This window comes from Pseudomonas sp. LBUM1669 (genome assembly GCF_059695705.1).
The window spans coordinates 4437604-4457913 of sequence record NZ_CP166784.1 but is presented as its reverse complement, the minus strand read 5'-3'; the positions used below and the strand labels follow the sequence as shown (position 1 = coordinate 4457913).

The window sequence follows — 20310 nt, the reverse complement described above, 5'->3', positions numbered from 1 at the left end:
CGTCTCAGGCCCCGTCTTTGTTGGACGCGGCCACGAAACCTGGCATCAGTCAGCAATAAGGGCAGTGATGTCTGGCGGGGCGCAAAGATATGTTGCTGAATTGATCACCGCGCGACCGATGCCCGGGTCGCACGGTGAAGTCCAGGTTACTGGCGGTAGGATTTGAGGAAGTTGCCGATCCGGCCGATGGCCATGTCCAGCTCGTCCACTCGTGGCAAGGTCACGACTCGGAAGTGATCCGGCCAAGGCCAGTTGAAGGCCGTGCCTTGCACCACCAGCAGCTTCTCGGAGAGCAGCAGGTCGAGTACGAACTTCTCGTCGTTGTGGATCGGGCAGACTTTCGGGTCGATCCGCGGGAACGCATACAACGCCCCCATCGGCTTGACGCAGCTCACGCCCGGAATATCGTTGAGCAGTTCCCAGGTGCGATTGCGCTGTTCCAGCAGGCGACCTTGCGGCAATACCAGATCGTTGATGCTCTGATAGCCACCGAGCGCGGTCTGGATCGCATGCTGGCTCGGCACGTTGGCACACAGGCGCATATTGGCCAGCATGTCGATGCCTTCGATGTAGCTCTGGGCGTGCTGTTTCGGACCGGAAATGGCAATCCAGCCGGAACGGAAACCGGCCACGCGATACGACTTGGACAGACCGTTGAAGGTCAGGCACAGCAGGTCCGGTGCGAGGGACGCGGTGCAAATGTGCACGGCATCGTCGTACAGGATCTTGTCGTAGATCTCGTCGGAGAACACCACCAGGTTGTGCTGGCGAGCCAGTTCCAGCATACCCAGTAGCACTTCTTTGGAGTACACGGCGCCGGTCGGGTTGTTCGGGTTGATGATCACCAGGGCCTTGGTGTTCGGGGTGATCTTGGCCTTGATGTCGGCCAGGTCCGGCCACCAGTTGGCTTGCTCGTCGCACAGGTAATGCACCGGGTTGCCGCCGGACAGGCTCACGGCAGCCGTCCACAGCGGATAGTCAGGCGCTGGCACCAGCACTTCGTCGCCATTGTTCAGCAAAGCCTGCATCGACATCACAATCAGCTCGGAAACGCCGTTGCCCAGGTAGATGTCTTCAATGCCGACGCCTTCCACCTGCTTTTGCTGGTAGTACTGCATGACGGCCTTGCGCGCGCTGAACAGGCCTTTGGAGTCGCTGTAGCCCTGAGCGGTCGGCAGGTTGCGGATCACGTCCTGGAGGATTTCGTCCGGCGCTTCGAAACCAAAGGGCGCCGGGTTGCCGATGTTCAGCTTGAGGATGCGATGACCTTCCTCTTCCAGGCGTTTGGCGTGCTTGAGCACTGGGCCGCGAATGTCGTAGCAGACGTTGGCGAGCTTGTTCGATTTGCTGACCTGCATGGCGATGTGTTCCCGAAAATGAACGATCCAGGCGGCGTATGAACAACCGTACTGGGAATCCTGCGTATTCACACAGGCCTGACGCCTTGAGATGCGGCACCCATAAATCCGTTTGAATGCGCGTGGTATGGCTGCCAGACTGGCGTTTGACGAGGCGCAATCATACGTGCCGCCCGATCCGTGGAAAAGGTACAGATCGGGCTTTTTCAGCTGCTGAGGTGTGACGATGGAAAAGTTGGATAAAACCCTGGAAGAATGGAAGGCGATGCTCGATCCGGAGCAGTACAACGTTTGCCGTCTCAAGGGCACGGAACGGCCGTTCTCCGGCAAGTACAACGACACCAAGACTGACGGCGTCTACCACTGCATCTGCTGTAAAGAGCCGCTGTTCGACTCCAAGACCAAATTCGACTCCGGCTGCGGTTGGCCGAGCTTCTACGCGCCGATTGGCGACAGCGCCATGGTCGAGATCCGTGATGTCAGCCACGGCATGGTCCGCACCGAAGTGGTCTGCGCCAAATGCGAGGCCCACCTGGGGCACGTGTTCCCGGATGGCCCGCCGCCGACCGGCCTGCGCTATTGCATCAACTCGGTGTGCCTGGACCTGGTGCCGCGCGAGTAATGCGAGCCCTGTGGGAGCGAAGCTTGCTCGCGAAGGCGTCTTAACATTCAACACAGATGTTGACTGACCTGACGCCTTCGCGAGCAAGCTTCGCTCCTACAGATATCCGGCGCCCTACAATTTAAATTGCACACAATTCAATTGCTCGCTATGTTCATGGCTTGTTCCTTCAATTCGAGCCAAACCCATGAGCGACAACCTGCTGACCATCCCGGTGACCACCATCAAAGGTGAACAAAAAACCCTGGCCGATTTCGCCGGCAAAGCCGTTCTGGTGGTCAACACCGCCAGCAAGTGCGGTTTCACTCCGCAGTACAAAGGCCTCGAAGAATTGTGGCAGACCTACAAGGATCAAGGCCTGGTGGTGCTCGGCTTTCCCTGCAATCAGTTCGGCAAGCAGGAACCGGGTAACGAAGGGGCGATTTCCGAGTTCTGCGAGTTGAACTTCGGTGTCAGCTTCCCCCTGTTCAAGAAGATTGACGTCAATGGTGCCGGCGCTCATCCGCTGTTTGTGCAGTTGAAAAAACGCGCACCGGGCGTGCTCGGCTCCCAGGGCATCAAATGGAACTTCACCAAGTTCCTGATCGGCAAGGACGGCCATTTGGTCAAACGCTTCGCTCCGGCGACCAAGCCGCAGGACCTGAGCCGCGAGATCGAAGCCCTGCTCAAATGAACACCCTGTCTGTCGATTCGCTGCAGCTCGACAACCAGCTCTGCTTCAAGCTGTACGCCGCTTCTCGCGCGGTGATCCGCGCCTACAAGCCAATGCTCGATCAACTGGGCCTGACCTATCCGCAATACCTGGCGATGCTGGTGTTGTGGGAATGGCAGGAGGCGGCGCCGGAGCAGCCGACGGTCAAGGCGCTGGGCGAACGCCTGGCGCTGGACTCCGGCACCCTGACGCCGTTGCTCAAGCGCCTTGAGCAGCTGCAACTGGTGCAGCGCCAGCGTTCGGCGCGCGATGAGCGAGAAGTGCACCTGAGTCTTTCGCCGACCGGCAAGGCCTTGCGTGATCAGGTCGGGCCGCTCAAGGCCCGGTTGCTGTGCGACAGCGGCGTCGATCTGGATCGCCTGAACGATCTGCGCGACGGTCTCGATCACCTGCTGGGGCAAATCAAAGCGCTGTCGTAGTCGGTATCCACAGGTCGAGCAGGGCGGCCAGTTCTTCTCGGCGAAAGGGCTTGGCCAGGTAATCGCTCATGCCAGCCACACGGCAGCGTTCGCGTTCCTCGGACATGGCGTTGGCGGTCAAGGCCACGATCGGCAATTGTGGCCAGCGCCCGCTGCGACGGATTTGTCGGCTGGCTTCATAGCCATCCATCACCGGCATGTTGCAGTCCATCAGCACCAGATCGAACTCGCTGTGCTCAAGCTGATCCAGGGCTTCGGCACCGTGAGCGGCGACAATCACCTCGCAACCGAGTTTGCCGAGCATGCCCTTGGCCACCAATTGATTGACCGGGTTGTCCTCGACCAGCAGGACACGTCCGCGCCGTTGGGGGGTAAGGGTTTCGACCCGGGCACCGTTGATCAGGTTGCTTTCAGGCAGCAGCACCCGGCGCAATGTCTGGTAAAGCGCATTGCGCGCCAAAGGACGTGCCTGTTGTTGCAGGGGCGCCAGGGCGCTCGCTTCTTCGCTGGGCATGAAGCTGCCATAGGCAGTCACCAGCAAGATAGGCGCGTCGAGGGTCGGGCGCAGGCCAAACAGGCATTCGGGGCAGTCGGTGATTAGCACGTCCGGGTCGAGGCCGATGAACGAGTCATCGATGGACCGTTGCTGATAGTCGAGCCCCCAGCCGGGCAACAGGTTTTTCAACAGTTCCGCCAGGCCGCTGTTGGCCGCGGTGATGGCAATGACCTTGCCCGGTAACGGCTGCGGGGGGATGGCCCGGGTGTGGCAGGGCAACGGCAGGTCGGCGCAGAACTGGCTGCCGAAACCCGCTTCCGAGCTGATGGTCAGCCGCCCCTGCATGGCTTCGCAGAGGTTATAGGTCAGCGCCAGGCCCAGCCCGGTGCCGCCAAATTGGCGGGTAATGCCGGCGCCGGCCTGCGTGAAAGGCTGGAAGATTTTGACCTGCGCATCCTGGGCAATCCCGATACCGGTGTCGCAGACTTCGATTCTGACGCCATCTTCAAAGGTTGAAAGACGCACATCGACGCGACCGAAACGGGTGAACTTGAGGGCGTTGGACAACAGGTTGCTGACGATCTGCCGGACGCGGGTCGGATCCCCCAGCACCAACGCCGGAAAGTGCGGATCGATCAGGCAGGTCAACTCGACGCTGGGCGCGGCGTTCTGCGATAGCAGGTTGGCGGTGTCTTCGATCAGTGACCCGAGGTCGAACGGAATGTGTTCGAGCTCGAGCTGGCCGGCATCGAATTTCGACAGGTCGAGAATATCGTTGAGCAGTTCCACCAGCACTTTGCCCGAGTCATGGGCGATGGACAGTTGTTGCTGTTGTTCGGCATTGAGCGGGCCGTCCAGCGAGAGCGCGATCATGCCCAACAGGCCGTTGAGCGGCGTGCGTATTTCATGGCTCATATTGGCGAGGAACACCGAACGTGCTTCGGCCATATCCAGAGCGGTACTTCGCGCGACTTCCAGCTCCTGGTTGGATTGGCTGAGCCGGGCATTGATCGCCTTGAGCTCCGCGGTGCGGGCCGAGACGATGTTTTCCAGTTGCCCGAGGTAGTCGGTCAGGCGGTTTTCGGCGTTGCGTCGCTGCTGGATTTCGGTGGCGATGTTTTCAAACTGCTGGTTGGCCACTTTGACCAATACACCGATTTCATCGTTTTTATGCCCGCTCGGATATTCCAGCCAGGTCGGTTCCGCGCTGCGCGGATCGCGCCCGCTGAGTTCGCGGATGACCCGCACCAGCGGTTTCGTCAGCATCACGTAGAACAGCGCCAACAGGATGCCGGTCAGGATCAGGCTGCGAGCGAAGCCGTTGAGCAGCGTTACCTCGGCCCGGCGCAGGAATCGGCTGCCGAAGGCATAGGTATCGACTTCCAGTCGCAAGGTGCCGAGGGATTCGTTCGGCAAGTGGTCGAGGTAGAGGCGGTCTTCAAACTGGCGGTTGGCGCCGAACAGGAAGTCGCTGATCATCCGATAGTTGCTTTGCAGGGTCGGGCGTTTGACGCTGGCCAGGACGGTGCCGTTGTTGTCAGTCAGTTGCGCACCGACGATCGCCGGTGAGCGCAACAGGCCCATGGTCAGTTCCTGGGAGAGTTCGGCGTCGATGTTGTAGGCGATGCGGGACGCGGGGTTATGGCTGATTTCCAGCAAAGACAGTATTTCGCGGTTGATGGAGGCGTCTTCGCTGGCATAATCGATGCCTATTTGCAGCAAACTGAGCAGCGTGCCCAGAATGAAACCGACAAGCACGGTCAGCCTGGCTTGCTTGTATGACAGCCGGTGGGTGAACTTGATATCCATGGGGTGTTGAACCACTTCCGTTTCCCTTCGCTGCTCAAGCATAGTCGATCATGCATGGATACCGATGTTCTCGCGAGCCCTTGTGCAACAAGGGATGAACCGGGCGCCGAATGCTGTGTTGCGTCGCTGTAATGCCATCATCACTGTGAACGTGCCCGAGGAGAAGACGTGGATTCCCGATTGAATGCTTTTCTTGAACGCGCCGATGCGGTCCTGGCCCGTATCGAACCGCTTTTGCCTGCACCTCGGCAAGCCATCGACTGGACGCAATGCCTGGCCGCGCGCTGGCAACGCGAGGGCCGCAGCGGTTTTCTGCTGCCGCTGCATGTCAGCCTCGACACACGGTTGTCCGACCTGATCGGTGTCGATCGACAAGTGGAGCAACTGGGGCGAAATACCCAGCAGTTCCTCGATGGCATGCCCGCCAACCACGCACTGCTCTGGGGCTCGCGCGGCACCGGCAAATCGTCGCTGGTTCGCGCGTTGCTGGCCGAGCACGCCAAGGCCGGCCTGCGGTTGATCGAGATCGAGCGCGATCACCTTGCGGACCTGCCGCGCGTGGTCGAACAAATCGCCAGGCTGCCTCAGCGTTTCGTGCTGTTCTGCGATGACCTGTCGTTTGAGTCGGGCGAAGGCGACTACCGCGTGCTCAAGAGCGTGCTCGACGGCTCGCTCGAACAGGCGCCGGATAACGTCTTGCTGTACGCCACCTCCAACCGTCGCCACCTGGTGCCGGAGAAGGAAAGCGATAACGAAAACTGGAAACGGGTCGACGGCGAACTGCATCCCAGCGAGGCGGTAGAAGACAAGATCGCGCTGTCGGACCGTTTTGGATTGTGGCTGTCGTTCTATCCGTTTACTCAAGAGCACTTCCTTGACGTCGTCGAGCACTGGATTGGGCAATTGGCCGGAAAATCCGGCCTTGAGTGGCAGCGTAACGAACAGCTGGACATCCTCGCCGTGCGCTGGGCTACGGGCCGGGGCAACCGCAATGGACGCTGCGCGTATCAATTTGCCCGCTATTGGGTGGGGCTGAAGCTGTTGGAGCACAAAGCATGATCGATTTACAGAAGAGCGGCCAAGGCCTGGACGGTTACGGCATGTTATGGGCGCAGTTGGAGTCGTTACTGGCGGACGAGCGTGACTTTATCGCCAATGCCGCGCAGTTTTCGGCGTTCCTGTATAGCCAGCTCGACGACTTGAACTGGGCCGGTTTCTACCTCAATCGCAACGAAGAACTGGTGCTTGGCCCGTTTCAGGGGCAGATCGCCTGTGTGCGGATTCCGTTCGGTCGCGGCGTGTGCGGTACGGCGGCGACGACCTTGCAGACCCAGCGGGTCGAAGACGTTCACGCGTTCCCCGGGCACATTGCCTGCGACAGCGCCTCGAACAGCGAGCTGGTCGTGCCGCTGGTCAAGGACGGTCGCCTGATCGGCGTGCTGGACCTCGACAGCCCGAGTCTGGCGCGGTTTACCGCTGACGATCAGGCCGGTATCGAGCAACTGGCGGCGATTTTCCTGCGTCTGACCGATTGCTGATCACACCCTCAAGCCGGCCTTGAGCAACAGGCTTGACGTGTCGACCGCATCGATCTGGCGTGGATCGAGAAATCGATCGGCGTACTGCATATAGATGCCGGCGTTGATGAACAAGCCGAACAACTCCGGATCGATATGGGCGTCACGGCACATGGTGGCCATGATGCCCAGCGCCTCGCTCAAGGTTTTGGCCTTTTTGTAAGGGCGATCGGCGGCGGTCAGCGCCTCGAAAATATCGGCAATCGCCATCATCCGTGCCGGCAGGCTCATTTCTTCGCGCTTCAACTGTTTGGGGTAGCCGGTGCCATCCATTTTCTCGTGGTGGCCGCCGGCGATTTCCGCGACGTTGTTGAGGTGGCCGGGGAAGGGCAAGTGGCTGAGCATCAGGATCGTCTGCACCATGTGGTGATTGATGATGTAACGCTCCTCGCGGGTCAGCGTGCCTCGGGAGATGCTCAGGTTGTAGAGCTCGCCCCGGTTGTATTTGTAGCGCGGCACATCGAGCTTGAAACCCCAGGGATTATCTTCCGGAATCAGCTCGCTTTCGGCGCGCTCGAACACGTGCTCGGGTTTATCCGCCAACAGCGGCTCGCTGACCGGCAAGGTCGGTGCCGGGGTTCGTGCCTGGCGACGGTTTTCTTCCCAGGACACGCCGATTCGATCGTCCAGGGTTCGGGTCCAGTTGCGCTGGGCAATGCTGCGCAGCCGTTGCAGATCGGCCTCGGCCATGGCCTCTGCGCCCAGATTGCAGCGGGCGACGAAGGTGAAATCATCATCCAGCCCGGCCAGGTTGGCATTGCGCACTTGGGCCAGGTGCTGCTCGTCACCACCCAGGGCGATGGCCTGCCAATAGTTGATCCAGGCATCGCGCTTGAGGACTTCGAAACGGGTGCGGATTTCATGAATGCGGTCGTTCAGGGTCTCCAGCTTGGTGGCTTTGTCGACCACGTATTCAGGCGTAGTGACCTTTCCGCAGTCGTGCAGCCAGGCTGCAATGTGCAGGGCTTCCCACTCATCTTCGGTGGGTTGGTAGTCGCTGAAGGCCGGGGCCTGACTGGCGGCAGCCGCCTGGGCAAGCATCAGGGTCAGCTCCGGCACTCGCTGGCAGTGACCTCCGGTATAAGGGCTCTTGGCATCGATCGCGCCGGCCAGCAGTTGAATGAAGGCGTCCAGCAGTTGTTTCTGTTTGGCTTGCAGGCGTTGGCTCTCAATGCTCACGGCAGCGGCGCCGGATACGGCCTGGAGAAACGCTATGCGGTCCGGGCGCAGTTTTTCCAGGTCGCTTTGCGTGCCGCTGTCGGTCAAAAGCAGGATCAGCAGGCCCACGGTTTCGTCGTGCCGATTGTGCAAACGGATGCCGATCAGGTGCACCCGGGGACATTCCAGCGCGAGCATCACCTTCTGTAAATCCCCCGCCTGTTCGAAACCCAGATTGGTCACGATATTGTCGGCACTCGACAACTGCTGCAACCACTTGGGGCTCAGTGGATCCTGGAGTTCATGTCCTTGAACATCAAACGTAGGTAATGCCTGTGACGTGCCATTGATGACCAGACCCTGGGGCTCCACGCGATCGCTGTCACGTTCGCGCAGGTAAATCAGACCGGCGTGGGCTTGCCCGATTTTCACGGTTTCAAACAGCACCCGCTGCAGCAACGGCGCAAAACGGGTCTCGGCGCTCAGGCTATCGGTGATCTGGAAAAAACTGCCGAGGGTGTCCTTCATCCGCGCCATCGACACGCTCAGTTGGTCAATTTCAAGCACCGGCGAACTGCGGCCGATCGGAAAGTTGAAATTGAAACTGCGCACTGCATCGGCTTCCTGCACCAGCGCGCGCAGGGGCTTGACCAAGACTCTGGAGGTCAACCATCCCACGGGCAGGCATAGCAGCAATGTCGCCAGGGTAATCAGCGCGCCTTGCCAACGCATGCGGTAAGCATCGGCGAGCAATTCGTCCTCCGGCACCAGCAACGCCAGTTGCAGTCCCTGGGGGCCGCCCTCCGTCATGCTGCTGCGTGCCACGATCCATTGACGACCGGCGGCGTCCAGCCGATTGCCGGCAGGAGGATTGGAGAGCAGGGCATCGAGGCCGGGGCTGAGGTCGGCAGCCTTGTTCAGGCGAGCGGTCTGGTCGTCGATTATCAGTTTGCTGCTGTCGGGGTAGGCGACTGCATTGCCCTGGGCATCGAACAGCACGATTTCGGTATGGGGTGTCACCACATGTTTGGCCAGGGTGGCCGACAATTCGGCCAGGGTCAGGTCGGTGCCCATCACCGCGTTTTCACCACTGCGCCGGGCCAGGGTGGTGCCGACGTTGTGGGTGGAGAAAAAAACGTAGGGTTCGGTGGTGATCTGATCCATATCGCCGCGCGCGCTGGAGAACCAGGCGCGGGCGCGGGGATCGTAGGTTTCGTCGGGATTGTCCTGACGGTTGATGAGTGTCAGGGATTGATCAAAAAACAGGAATTGAGAGCGGATCTGACCACTGCTGCTGTGCTCGATGCTCCAGACTTGAAACGCCGCGGTGTCAGGGGCTTTCAGCACGGTTCTCAGGGCAGTGGTCCGCAGGGGGCGAACCATGAAGAAGTCACCGTTGTCGTAGCCCAGATACAACGATGCCAGGTTGGGATTGTCCTTGAGCGATTGGCTGAAGGGCTGAAGCAACGCCAGTCGCTGTTCCAGGTTCGGTGCGCGGGTCGCTGGGTAGTCCGCCAGCAGGCTCAGCAGATGGCGAATCGGTTCATAGGTGCCTTGCAGGTCCAGGCGGACATCCTGCTCGATGCGATTGAAGAGCTTTTCACTGCTCGAAAGAATGATCTGCGTGGTTTGTCCGTAGTTGAAAATGCCCAGCACCACGCCGGTCAGCAATAACAGGAAGGTGAACATCACACTGATATGGATGTGCAGGGGAAACCGGCGTTGATCCGGGCGCAGTGGGCTGGGCATTGCTGTTCTCTCCATGATGGTTAACACACTGCTCAGCGTCCAAGCATAGTTAAGGCTCCATCATTCTGCTTTTCTCGTTGTGACCTATCTGTTGCTTTAATGCGTGCTCCAGTTCGACCATCGCGCGGTCCATGGCCTTGGTGCAATTGACGACTACGTCAGGGTGGAACTTGTCATGACAAGCGTTTTCCAGTGCCTCGCAGCTGTCGATCAATCGGCAAGCCTGGACGATTCGCGCAGCACCCTTGATTTTGTGGGCCACCTCGATGAAAGCCTGCCGATCTTCTGTGGGGGACAACGCCAGCAACTCTTGCCGATCCAGACGGTTGCTGTTCAGCAGTTCGGACAACAGGCGCTGGTCCAGTGTCGGGCTGCCACCCGTTAACAGATGCAGCCCTTCAAGGCTGAAGGCCGGGGCGCGGACCGCCGGCGCAACGCCTTCAACCCATTGACTCAAGGCTGTCAGGCTGAGGGGTTTGAACAGGCAGTCGTCCATTCCGGCTTGTTTGCAGCGTTGTATTTCTTCCGGTTGGGCGTTGGCGGTGAAGCCCAGCACGGTACAAGCCCGGCACTGCGTTTGCTGTTCATGTTGGCGAATGGTGCGAGCCAGTTCGTATCCATCCATGATCGGCATGTTGCAATCGACGATCACCAGATCGAACACCTCTTCCTTCCAGGCCTTCAACCCCGCTTCGCCATCCGGTGCGGCGCTGGAGCGATGTCCCAGGAACTCTAGTTGCTGGCACATGAGCAAACGATTGGCGGGATGGTCGTCGACCACCAGGACGTTCAGTACAGCCAAGGTCGTGTGGAGGGATGGTTCAGCGGTTTTCGACACCCGCTCGGCTGGCAGTGTTGCAAGGTTCATTGAGATCCGGACCTGAGTGCCGATGCCGGCCTGGCTGCTCAACTGCAGGTTGCCACCCATCATCTCGCACAGATTGCGGCTGATCACCAGACCAAGCCCCGCGCCGCCTCTGGTCGCCTGCCCGGAATGATCGGCCTGGGCGAAAGGCTCGAACAAACGCCGTTGATCCTGTTCGCTGATCCCGACCCCGCTGTCCTCAACCTGCAACTGCAACAGCACCCGGTCGGGTTCGTCGGTCGGATGCAGCTCGACCACGATCCGGACCTGACCCTGTTCGGTAAACTTGATGGCGTTGCTGACGAGGTTGGACAGCACCTGCTTGAAGCGCATCGGGTCCAGCAGGACATCGGAGGGGGGCGTTGCCGGGTTGAAGTCCAGCCGCAGGCGCAGATTTTTCTGGCGGGCCAGACCGTCGAAGATCCGTACCACCGACGCCACGGTTTCTTTCAGGTTGACGCGCTCCGGGCTCAGGCTCAGTCGTCCTGATTCAATTCGCGCAATATCAAGAATGTCCCCGATCAGGTTCAGCAGGTCTTTCGCCGAGTGGTAGGCCACGTCAATGGCCGGGCGATCCGGGTGGCTGTGATCGATACGCTTGAGGGTCAGCTCGAGCATGCCGATGATGGCGTTCATCGGCGTGCGGATCTCATGGCTCATGGTCGCCAGAAAGGTGCTTTTGGCACGGTTGGCTTCATCCGCACGCTCTTTCGCGGCACGCAGGTCATCGAACAGTTGTCGCCGCTCGCTGATGTCGATCCAGCCGCCAATGATGCCTTGTACTTCACCACTGGAGTCCCGGTAGGGAAGTATCCAGTGATAAATCGTCAGCGTGCGGCCACCGATATGCAAAGGCCGGTCGAGAATCAACGGGGTCCCTTCGGCCACGACGCGTTGGTAATCCGCCTGGTATTCCTGCGCTTCAAATGAGTTGCTCATGCTGCCCTGCGTGACGTTTTTACCAATCACGTCTTCGCGTTTGGCGCAGAAGACCTCCAGATAACTGTCGTTACAGCTTTGCAGCAAGCCCTGGCGATCACGCACGTAGATGGGATGAGGCGTGCCGTTGACCAGCGATCCCATGAATTCGAGTTGGTCGTTCAGGGCGAGCTCGGCGGCCAGGCGCTGATTGATCTGGCGACGCATGTAAGCGTTCCAGGTCATGGACATCAGCAGCAGCACGCCGACACCCAGAACGATTTGATAGAACAACCGGTGAAAGTTGCGCCAGGTACTTTGAGAGGCCGATGAGTAGCCTCGCCAGCGGCTGTTGATTATGCCCAGCTCTTCCGGCGCGATGCTCAGCAGTGCCTTGTCGAGGATCGAACCCAGCTCTTTGGCGTCGCGCCCGGTCGCCAGGGAGAACGCGGCTTGCCGGGTGCCGATGGTGGTGCTGATTTGAAGTGTGTGCTCGAAGATTCGCGATGAGATGAAATAGTTGGCAATCACCAATGAGCTCACCGTCCCTTCAGCCTGACCCTCGGCGAGCAATTCCACGGCACTGAAGGTGTCCGGCGTTTCGATCAGATGGATTCGCGGGAACTCGCGGCGCAGGTAAGCCACCATTGGATTGCCTTGGGCGATGGCCAGGCGCTTGTCCGTGAGTTGCGTCAGGTTCGACGGGCTGTCGGCCGCTTTGCGAGTGAGCAGGACAACGGAGTTTTCCAGATAAGGACGGCTGAAGTTCAGCATCGTTTCACGTTGGGCACTGGGGAGCAGAGCGGCAATCAGGTCGGCCTGATGGTTGTTGACCTGCTCGATCATCTCGTCATCGTTACGGCTGCGATGGATCTCGAAGCGCAAACCGGTGCGCAATCTGATCAGCTCGAGCAAATCGGCGGATACGCCCCGAAAGTTGCCGTCGCTGTCGAAAAAAGTCAGCGGCGCCAACGCTTCGTTGACCACGACGCGCACGACAGGATGTTGCGCCAGCCAGCGTTGTTCACGGTCGGTGAGTTGCAGTTTCTGATCGGTGAGAAGAATGTCACTGCCCGCACTCCAGCGTTTGGCGATGTTTTCTCGCTCGCTGCCAGGGGTCGCTTTGAGGATGGCGTTGATGATCCCGAGCAGAGCCGGGTTGCCCTTATGCACGGCAAAGCTGAAACCGTGGGCCTCGTGTTTACCGAAGTTGGCCATGCGGATGTTGTTCAGATACCCCTTGTTGATTATGTAATGGGTTGAAATGGTATCGCCCAGAAAAACATCGGCCTGGTCGAAAGCCACCGCATTGATTGCATTCTGGTAGGAGGGGTAGGAAGTGATGATCGCTTTCGGGTACAGGGCTTTGACTTCGTCCAGCGGCAAGTAGTGATACACCATGCTCAGGCGCAGCCCGGCGAGGCCGTCGCTCAGGGATCTGGTTTCGCCTTCCCGTGTCACCAGAACCGGTTGATCCACGGCATAGGGCAAGGACAGCACGATGTCGGCATTGCGGGCTTCAAAACCATTGGCGCTGCCGAGCATGTCGACCTCGCCTTTTTCCAGGGCCTCGATCGCGTCTCCCCGGGAAACGTAGCGCTGGACCTTGACTGGCAGTCCGGTGGCCTTGCCCAGGATGCCCGCATAATCAGCAGTGAAACCTTCGTAGTCGCGGCCGCTGAGGGTCAGGTCGAAAGGAGGGTAGTCGGGGGCAGAGGTGCCCAGAATCAAATCGCGTTTATTGTTAAGCCATTGTTGTTGCGATTTATCCAGTTGGACTTCCATGTGTCCGTTCATTGAACGACTGAGCAGGGTGTAATGCTCGCTCGCCATCTGTGCCGCGTGCGCTGAGGTGCTCAGGCATAAACCCGCGGCCAGCGGTATTAGATAATCCATTAAACGACTGGGCATCCTGTTTCTCACACTAGCGCGTTGCGTTTTGCCATATCAATGAGTTCAACGAGCGATTTGGCCTTGAGTTTTTGCATGAGGCGTTTTTTGTAGGTGCTGACAGTCTTGTTGCTCAGGAACATGCCCTTGGCAATTTCCTTGTTAGTGCGGCCTTGGGCAAAAAGTTGCAATACCATCAACTCTCGGTCGTTGACTGACTTGAACAGTTCGAGGTCGGCGTATCGCTCATCGTCAGCACGGACAGGATTCAAGGCCTGGCTGGGGAAATAGTTGTAACCTGATAGTACCGCTTTAATTGCGCTCACCAGTTCACTAAGGTCTTCCTGTTTGCATACATACCCGGACGCGCCGGATTGCATGCAGCGAATACCGAAAAGTGTCGGGCACTGGGCCGTTAACACCAGGGTTTTTAGGGGGGTACTCATTGCGTTGAAACGGGAGAGAACTTCCAGCCCATCCAGTTTGGGGATGCTGATGTCAAGAATGACCAGGTCGGGCATGCATTCACGAACCATCTGCATGGCATCGACCCCATTATCAGTTTCGCCGACGACTTTGTAACCCTCATGTTCGAGCAACATTCGGACGGCAAGACGGATGACGGGGTGATCGTCGACAATAAAAACGGAGTTCATAATCAAGTCCCATACGCGCTCAAATAAAGCGCGCACCTTAGCTCAGATAGTTGAGGGGGGCATGAACTGACAGGCCTGTAGTAGCAATATAAGATAATTCCTACAGTGGAAGAAGAATCGGACTACGGATCAACTAGGTTTTGCATGAGGATCAGTGAGGGTGTTGTATGTGTGTTTGGCGAGTTGGGGAGGTTGATTTGAAATGTATTAGATAGGTGTTTAAATGTGTTTTAGTGTGTCTTTGTTGGAGTGTTTTTATAGTGAGGCCAAGGTCAATAAGTTTCTAAAGTCTGATTGTTTCAGGGGCTTGATCAAATAACCCAACAAAGGCAGCCCGTGCTCTTCGGCCATTCTTTCAAGACCGTCCAGTTCAATGGATGTCAGACTACTCAGCAAAATGGCTTGTCTGATCATTCCTCGCTGGCTGGCGTATTCGATCAGATCCAGACCGGGAAGGTCGGGCAGGCATTGATCGCACAGAAGGATGTCGAAGGGTTGCGACGCCTTGAGCATTTGCTGCAAGGCGGCTTCGGCGCTGTCAGTGGCGGTCAGTTGAGTGAAGCCGTAACTCTCCAGCAGGCATTGGGTTGCCTTGAGCTGGAAAGGATGGTCCTCCACCAGCAAGATGCGCCAATCGTGTTCAGACATAGGATTTTTCATGTTTCATCTGTCGAGCAGAGGGCGCGTGATTATTTCGCGATCAGACCGTTCATTCGATCAGTCCGCTCTGCACTGGGTGTAGGGCGATTCTGTTGACGCGCGGATTGGAACGAGAAATGCGCAGGACGACGATCAGCCTGTCAGGAGGCCCTGACGCGGCTGATCGATGCATTGTCATCCGTGGCTTGAGCGACCGGTCATTTCCAGCGCCATTTGACTGGCATAGCTGTCAGTCATACCGGCGATGAAGTCGATCATTCTCAGGAACGAAGTGTGTAAAGGACCATGAGGATCGGGCGCATTGTTGCCTAGCAGGTCGAGGATGCGCCGGCTCTTGAAGGACGGTGTTCGACCGTTGTGTTGTTCCAGTGCCGCGCCGCAGAACGCGTTGAGGAGGATTTCGAGGGTGGTGTAAGCGCCGATTTCGTGCAGCGTCTTGCGCTTGTCCTGGAAGATCTTTTTGCGTGCCATGTCTTTGGCATTCAAGACGCAGCGCTTGGCCGGACCATGCATGTGCTCCACCAGATCACCGGGCAGCGTGCCGGCCAGCAGCGAGTCCTGTTGCTCGACGAAGGCCCGGGCGGCGGCATTGGTCAGGTGTTCGATGGCCTTGCCTCGCAGGATTGCCAGTTTGCGCCGACGCGAATCCATTGGGCCCAGTTGGCGATAGGTTTCCGGGAGATCATCACCCACCAGGTTGAGCAGCAAAGACTCGACTTCGGCGTACTCCAACAGGTCCATTTCCAGGCCATCTTCCAGATCGATCAGCGCGTAACAGATGTCGTCGGCGGCCTCCATCAGATACACCAGCGGATGACGCGCCCAGCGCTGTTCTTCCAGTTGTGGCAGGCCGAGTTTGTTGGCGATCTGCTCCAACAGCGGCAGTTCGCTCTGATAGCAGCCGAACTTGTGCTTCTTGTAGCCCAATGAATCGGCGTGCTTTGCCGTCCACGGGTATTTCAGATAGGTGCCCAGCGTTGCGTAGGTCAGCCGGGTGCCGCCGTCGAATTGATGGTACTCAAGCTGGGTGAGCACCCGGAAGCCTTGGGCGTTGCCTTCGAAATTCAGGAAGTCGTTGCGTTCGACTTCGCTCATGGCGTCCAGCCAGCCACGGCCGGCGGCCTGCTGGAACCAGTGACGGATCGCGTCTTCGCCGGAATGCCCGAAGGGCGGATTGCCGATGTCATGGGCCAGGCAGGCCGATTGCACCACCATCCCCAGGTCGCTCGGTTCGCACCAGTCGGGCAGGGCGCTTCGAATGGTTTCACCGACGCGCATGCCCAGCGATCGACCGACGCAACTGACTTCCAGCGAATGGGTCAGGCGCGTGTGGATGTGATCGTTGCTGGTGACCGGATGAACCTGAGTCTTGCGCCCGAGGCGGCGAAAAGCACCCGAGAAAATGATGCGGTCGTGGTCTTTGTGGAAAGGGCTGCGGCCGAGTTCTTCCGGGCTGTGCAGAGGCTTTCCGAGGCGTTCGCGGGTAAGCAGGGTTTGCCAATCCAAGGCTGGACTCTCCGTCAGGTGACTGAGCCTCTAGCTTCCGGGTTCGTGCCTGCGCCTGCAAGCGGAACTAGAGACCCGCGGCGTCGATGTCGATGAGCAGCAGTCGCTCGCCGTTGTCGAAAAATTGCCCGGCTGTAAGGCAGTATTGATTGCTGGTGGCATCGCGGTAGGTCGTGGACAGCGTCAGGCGCCGCTCTTCCCAGCCTTCGGCCAGCAAGTGATAGAAATAGGGCCGCCACGACCAGTTATGACCCAGGTAGCGGTTGTCGGCCTCCCAGCCGTCATTGCGCCATTCCAGATTGGGCGTCAACTGGGTGCCGTGACGGTCGCATTGATAGAAGCGCAACAGCCAGGGAAACGCCTGCAGTTGTGGTAAGGCGTTCAGTGGCGCACGGGCGAGGGCCCAGGCTTGCAAGATGGCCATCAACTCGCAGAGTTGCTGGCGCATGATCATCAGTCGACCGCGTTCGCCCAGTTTATGCTGAACATAACGCTGGCGTAGTTGCGCGAAACGTTCGACAAAGGCGTCGGTGGCGAAGTAGTCCTCCTGCGCCCGGGCGAACAGAAACCCCTGTACGTAGCGCGAGCCGCACTCCAGGGCGAAATTCAGCTGATCTTCGGTTTCCACCCCTTCGGCAATGATCCAGCACCCGGTTTTCTCGGCCATTTGCGCCAGGGCTTTCACCACGTCGCTACTGGGGCCGCCCAATGCCGCAGCCTGGAACAGTCGCATATCGAGCTTGAGAATGTCCGGTTGCAGGGCCAGCACCCGATCAAGTTGCGAGTAACCGGCACCGAAATCATCGATGGCGATCCGTGCCCCGGCGTGTCGATAGCGTGCCACGACGTCGGCCAGGCGCTGGATGTCGCCCCCCAGTTCGGTGATCTCGAAGACGATGCGTTGCGGGTCGACAGTGTGACGGCTCAATTGCTTGAGGCTCGGTAGAGCCTGGTCCGGCCGTAACCGGTTGATCCATCGCGGTGATATGTTCAGGCTCAGAAACCAGTCCGATGGCGCTTCATGCAAACGGCTCAGAGCGTTATCGCGGATCTGCCGGTCAAGACGACGAAGGGCGATGGCGGGCGTTCGCGGGTCGGCGAACAACGGCCCCACCGAAGCCAGTTGACCGTTGGCCTGTCGCAGTCGACCCAGCGCTTCCACACCCGCAATACGGCCCGTGGCGGTATCGATAAATGGCTGAAAGCAGGCGAGCGGTTGCCCGTCGATCACGAGGCCTCCTTAGTAAGGTCTTGTTTTTGGATTGACCTGTTCACCGGGTAGGCACACAGGATTGAACCCCTCGATAAAGAGGTTAATCCCGGTGGTGTTGCAAGAATGCAGCCAGATAGTGGCTATTCAGTCTTTGCGCGAAGAACCCTGCATGACCAGTTTGATCAAGGGCCCCAGCGTTGTACCCAGGCGAACCAGCCGGGTCAGGCTGCTGGTACCGCCGCTCTTGGCGCCTTTACCGGTCAGGAAACCGAGCAGCGTCACGGCCGCCATGCCCCAGAGCGGGGCGTGCTTGATGCCGAAGCCGTCATGCAGGTTTTGCGTCATTCCGCGTACCCGCTGCAAGGGTTGCAGCAGTTGCGCGGATTCGTGACGGATTTCCTGGCGATGCATTTCCATGCGCAGGCGTATCAACGCCTTGCGCATTTCGGTGCGCGAGCTGTTATGGGGCAGTTCAGGCAGGCTCATGGCAGCAGACGCTCCCTATCATTGGCCAATTCTTCCAGAGTGCCGTGGAACGGCGAGGACTCATCGAAAATCGCCGCTTTCAGGCGCATGGCACAGAAAATTGCAGCCAAGGTGTAGAACACGCAAAGCCCGATGATTGCTGGCAGACGGTAGGTGTCCCAAAACAGGATCAGCACCAGCGTCGACAATCCCACCAGCAACAGCAGCGCAAAGACCAGCGCCAGGCCTGCAAACAGCAGCAGGCTTACAGTGCGCGCTTTTTGTTCCTGCAACTCGATGCCGAACAGTTCGACATGGCTGTGCAACAGTCCAAGAAAAGCGGCACCCAGGCGCCGCGATGAGGAGCTTGTGCCCGTCGCGGACGAGCTGGATTCACCGATAGACATATCAGCGCCGAGTGGCCAGCAGGCCAATCAGAAAACCGACGCCTGCCGCGATCCCGACCGATTGCCATGGATTGGTCTGCACGTAATCTTCGGCAGCGGTAACGGCTGCCTGGCCGCGTTCGCGCAAGGAATCCTCGGTCAGCTTCAGGGTTTCGCGGGCACGCAGCAGACTGTCGTGGATCTGGCTGCGCAGCTCATCGGCCTGATCGCCGGCCAGGGTTGCGGTGTGTTCCAGCAACCGTTCGGTGTCGCTGACCAGAGTCTGAAAGTCGTTCATCAGGATTTCTTGAGCAGTCTTTGCTTTGATGCTGGCCATTGGTGATCTCCGTAAGTGGCTTCTGAAGCGTTCGAGTATGAGCCTTGTGTGAAGGTTCAGTACAAATGACTGGTACAACTTTTGCTATGCCATGGTGCATCAGCCCGCGCCGTTGCGCTGTTGCCGGGCATGATTTCAGGAAAACCCTGATTCAAACAATCGAAACTCGCGTCAGGGTTTCAGCCTTGTGCGCCAAAGCGGTTCATCGGGATCAATGCCTTGATCCTGCGGGCCGCAACTTGGTGCACAAGCTCTCTGCGTGAACCGCTTTGGTGCTTTTTTAGCCTTCAGGTCTGCCAACCCCATGGAAAATCTGCAAAGCGCTGTGGACAGTCTGGTCCATAGCTCCAACACGTTGTTCATCCTTATCGGTGCGGTCATGGTTCTGGCCATGCACGCCGGTTTTGCCTTTCTTGAAGTCGGCACGGTTCGACAGAAGAATCAGGTCAACGCCTTGTCGAAGATCCTCAGCGACTTCGCCATTTCGACTCTGGCCTACTTCTTTATAGGCTATTGGATTTCCTACGGGGTCACCTTTATGCAACCGGCGGCGGTGATCAACGCGGATCATGGCTACGGGCTGGTGAAGTTTTTCTTTCTGTTGACCTTTGCGGCGGCGATTCCGGCGATCATTTCCGGAGGCATTGCCGAGCGCGCCAGATTCGTCCCTCAGTTGTGTGCGACGGCGCTGATCGTGGCGTTCATCTATCCCTTCTTTGAAGGCATGATCTGGAACGGCAACTTCGGGTTGCAGGCCTGGTTGCTGGAGCAGTTTGGCGCCAGCTTCCATGACTTCGCGGGCTCGGTCGTGGTCCACGCCATGGGCGGATGGCTGGCGCTCGCGGCGGTGTTGTTGCTCGGACCAAGGCAGGGGCGTTATCGCGAAGGGCGGCTGGTGGCGTTCGCACCGTCGAGCATTCCCTTTCTGGCATTGGGTTCGTGGATCCTGATCGTCGGCTGGTTCGGCTTCAACGTCATGAGCGCACAAACGCTGCAAGGCGTCAGCGGATTGGTCGCGGTGAACTCGCTGATGGCCATGGTCGGCGGCACCGTGGCGGCACTGATCGTCGGACGCAATGACCCGGGGTTTCTGCATAACGGCCCACTGGCCGGGTTGGTGGCGATCTGCGCCGGTTCCGACCTGATGCATCCGGTGGGCGCGCTGGTCACGGGTGTAATCGCCGGGGCCCTGTTCGTCTGGTGCTTCACCGCGGCTCAAGTCAAATGGCGCATCGACGATGTGCTGGGTGTCTGGCCGTTGCATGGTTTGTGCGGTGTCTGGGGTGGAATTGCCTGCGGCATTTTCGGCCAGAGCGCATTGGGTGGTCTGGGGGGGGTGAGCCTGATCAGTCAGGTGATCGGCACTTCGCTGGGTGTGATCGTGGCGCTGTTGGGTGGTTTTGTGGTGTATGGCGTGATCAAAGCGTTGCATGGTCTGCGCCTGAGCCAGGAAGAGGAGTATTACGGCGCGGACTTGTCGGTGCACAAGATCGGCGCAGTAAGCCAGGACTGAC

At 58.8% G+C, this 20310-nt stretch carries 17 protein-coding genes; 6 read left to right on the top strand and 11 right to left on the bottom strand.

Annotation, left to right across the window (positions count from 1 at the left end; genetic code table 11):
- Nucleotides 1–146: 146 nt before the first annotated feature.
- Nucleotides 147–1358, bottom strand: coding sequence for a pyridoxal phosphate-dependent aminotransferase (locus ACA051_RS20575; protein ID WP_497371683.1), 1212 nt, complete (start codon nt 1356–1358; stop codon nt 147–149).
- 226 nt (nt 1359–1584) lie between these two features.
- Here ACA051_RS20575 and msrB point away from each other — a divergent pair, with 226 nt between their 5' ends.
- From msrB to ACA051_RS20560, 3 genes are all read left to right on the top strand, one after another.
- Nucleotides 1585–1980, top strand: a complete 396-nt coding sequence (msrB, locus tag ACA051_RS20570) for a peptide-methionine (R)-S-oxide reductase MsrB (protein ID WP_497371681.1) — start codon at nt 1585–1587, stop codon at nt 1978–1980.
- A 187-nt stretch (nt 1981–2167) separates the two neighbouring features.
- Nucleotides 2168–2653, top strand: a complete 486-nt coding sequence (locus ACA051_RS20565; RefSeq protein ID WP_497371679.1) for a glutathione peroxidase — start codon at nt 2168–2170, stop codon at nt 2651–2653.
- Nucleotides 2650–3111, top strand: coding sequence for a MarR family winged helix-turn-helix transcriptional regulator (locus tag ACA051_RS20560; RefSeq protein ID WP_497304334.1), 462 nt, complete (start codon nt 2650–2652; stop codon nt 3109–3111). The genes ACA051_RS20565 and ACA051_RS20560 overlap by 4 nt, the downstream gene beginning before the upstream one ends.
- Here ACA051_RS20560 and ACA051_RS20555 read toward each other — a convergent pair.
- Nucleotides 3095–5416 (bottom strand): hybrid sensor histidine kinase/response regulator, encoded by a 2322-nt coding sequence (locus ACA051_RS20555; RefSeq protein ID WP_497371677.1) that lies wholly within the window; start codon nt 5414–5416, stop codon nt 3095–3097. The two genes, ACA051_RS20560 and ACA051_RS20555, sit on opposite strands and share 17 nt — an antisense overlap.
- A gap of 168 nt (nt 5417–5584) precedes the next feature.
- On the opposite strand from ACA051_RS20555, the gene ACA051_RS20550 reads away from it, so the two are divergent.
- Together ACA051_RS20550 and ACA051_RS20545 are read left to right on the top strand one after the other, a co-directional pair.
- Nucleotides 5585–6475 (top strand): ATP-binding protein, encoded by an 891-nt coding sequence (locus ACA051_RS20550; protein WP_497304330.1) that lies wholly within the window; start codon nt 5585–5587, stop codon nt 6473–6475.
- Nucleotides 6472–6954 carry a GAF domain-containing protein gene (locus ACA051_RS20545; protein WP_497371675.1) on the top strand — a complete coding sequence of 161 codons (483 nt, stop codon included), beginning with the start codon at nt 6472–6474 and terminating at the stop codon, nt 6952–6954. Before ACA051_RS20550 ends, ACA051_RS20545 begins: the two co-directional genes overlap by 4 nt.
- On the opposite strand, the gene ACA051_RS20540 is transcribed toward ACA051_RS20545, so the two are convergent.
- The 9 genes from ACA051_RS20540 to ACA051_RS20500 all read right to left on the bottom strand — a co-directional run bounded on the left by ACA051_RS20540 (nt 6955) and on the right by ACA051_RS20500 (nt 18796).
- Nucleotides 6955–9900 carry an HD domain-containing phosphohydrolase gene (locus tag ACA051_RS20540; protein WP_497371673.1) on the bottom strand — a complete coding sequence of 982 codons (2946 nt, stop codon included), beginning with the start codon at nt 9898–9900 and terminating at the stop codon, nt 6955–6957. It lies immediately after the preceding gene.
- Between the two features lie 49 nt (nt 9901–9949).
- Entirely contained in the window at nt 9950–13594 is a 3645-nt protein-coding gene (locus ACA051_RS20535; protein WP_497371671.1) for a transporter substrate-binding domain-containing protein, read from the bottom strand.
- A gap of 8 nt (nt 13595–13602) precedes the next feature.
- The gene (locus ACA051_RS20530) at nt 13603–14229 is read right to left on the bottom strand and encodes a response regulator transcription factor (RefSeq protein ID WP_094468347.1); all 627 of its coding nucleotides are present in this window, start codon (nt 14227–14229) and stop codon (nt 13603–13605) included.
- A 255-nt stretch (nt 14230–14484) separates the two neighbouring features.
- A complete protein-coding gene (locus ACA051_RS20525; protein WP_497304322.1) occupies nt 14485–14877 on the bottom strand; it encodes a response regulator in 393 nt (130 codons plus the stop codon).
- A 186-nt stretch (nt 14878–15063) separates the two neighbouring features.
- The gene (locus ACA051_RS20520; protein WP_497304320.1) at nt 15064–16395 is read right to left on the bottom strand and encodes a deoxyguanosinetriphosphate triphosphohydrolase; all 1332 of its coding nucleotides are present in this window, start codon (nt 16393–16395) and stop codon (nt 15064–15066) included.
- A gap of 67 nt (nt 16396–16462) precedes the next feature.
- Entirely contained in the window at nt 16463–17626 is a 1164-nt protein-coding gene (locus tag ACA051_RS20515; RefSeq protein ID WP_497304319.1) for an EAL domain-containing protein, read from the bottom strand.
- 126 nt (nt 17627–17752) lie between these two features.
- Complete coding sequence (locus ACA051_RS20510; RefSeq protein ID WP_497295149.1) at nt 17753–18094, bottom strand: hypothetical protein; 342 nt, start codon at nt 18092–18094, stop codon at nt 17753–17755.
- Nucleotides 18091–18480, bottom strand: coding sequence for a phage holin family protein (locus ACA051_RS20505; protein WP_094468343.1), 390 nt, complete (start codon nt 18478–18480; stop codon nt 18091–18093). The genes ACA051_RS20510 and ACA051_RS20505 overlap by 4 nt, the downstream gene beginning before the upstream one ends.
- Before the next feature lies 1 nt (nt 18481).
- Entirely contained in the window at nt 18482–18796 is a 315-nt protein-coding gene (locus tag ACA051_RS20500) for an ElaB/YgaM/YqjD family protein (protein ID WP_109633587.1), read from the bottom strand.
- Nucleotides 18797–19100: 304 nt separating this feature from the next.
- Between ACA051_RS20500 and ACA051_RS20495 the strand changes: the two genes are divergently transcribed.
- Nucleotides 19101–20309 carry an ammonium transporter gene (locus ACA051_RS20495; RefSeq protein WP_497304316.1) on the top strand — a complete coding sequence of 403 codons (1209 nt, stop codon included), beginning with the start codon at nt 19101–19103 and terminating at the stop codon, nt 20307–20309.
- Nucleotide 20310: the final 1 nt, after the last annotated feature.

What these genes read in the sequence shown, in the direction of transcription:
- ACA051_RS20575 (WP_497371683.1), bottom strand. Translation starts at nt 1,358, where the DNA reads ATGCAGGTCAGCAAATCGAACAAGCTCGCCAACGTCTGCTACGACATT.
- msrB (WP_497371681.1), top strand. Translation starts at nt 1,585, where the DNA reads ATGGAAAAGTTGGATAAAACCCTGGAAGAATGGAAGGCGATGCTCGAT.
- ACA051_RS20565 (WP_497371679.1), top strand. Translation starts at nt 2,168, where the DNA reads ATGAGCGACAACCTGCTGACCATCCCGGTGACCACCATCAAAGGTGAA.
- ACA051_RS20560 (WP_497304334.1), top strand. Translation starts at nt 2,650, where the DNA reads ATGAACACCCTGTCTGTCGATTCGCTGCAGCTCGACAACCAGCTCTGC.
- ACA051_RS20555 (WP_497371677.1), bottom strand. Translation starts at nt 5,416, where the DNA reads ATGGATATCAAGTTCACCCACCGGCTGTCATACAAGCAAGCCAGGCTG.
- ACA051_RS20545 (WP_497371675.1), top strand. Translation starts at nt 6,472, where the DNA reads ATGATCGATTTACAGAAGAGCGGCCAAGGCCTGGACGGTTACGGCATG.
- ACA051_RS20540 (WP_497371673.1), bottom strand. Translation starts at nt 9,900, where the DNA reads ATGCCCAGCCCACTGCGCCCGGATCAACGCCGGTTTCCCCTGCACATC.
- ACA051_RS20535 (WP_497371671.1), bottom strand. Translation starts at nt 13,594, where the DNA reads ATGCCCAGTCGTTTAATGGATTATCTAATACCGCTGGCCGCGGGTTTA.
- ACA051_RS20530 (WP_094468347.1), bottom strand. Translation starts at nt 14,229, where the DNA reads ATGAACTCCGTTTTTATTGTCGACGATCACCCCGTCATCCGTCTTGCC.
- ACA051_RS20525 (WP_497304322.1), bottom strand. Translation starts at nt 14,877, where the DNA reads ATGTCTGAACACGATTGGCGCATCTTGCTGGTGGAGGACCATCCTTTC.
- ACA051_RS20510 (WP_497295149.1), bottom strand. Translation starts at nt 18,094, where the DNA reads ATGAGCCTGCCTGAACTGCCCCATAACAGCTCGCGCACCGAAATGCGC.
- ACA051_RS20505 (WP_094468343.1), bottom strand. Translation starts at nt 18,480, where the DNA reads ATGTCTATCGGTGAATCCAGCTCGTCCGCGACGGGCACAAGCTCCTCA.
- ACA051_RS20500 (WP_109633587.1), bottom strand. Translation starts at nt 18,796, where the DNA reads ATGGCCAGCATCAAAGCAAAGACTGCTCAAGAAATCCTGATGAACGAC.
- ACA051_RS20495 (WP_497304316.1), top strand. Translation starts at nt 19,101, where the DNA reads ATGGAAAATCTGCAAAGCGCTGTGGACAGTCTGGTCCATAGCTCCAAC.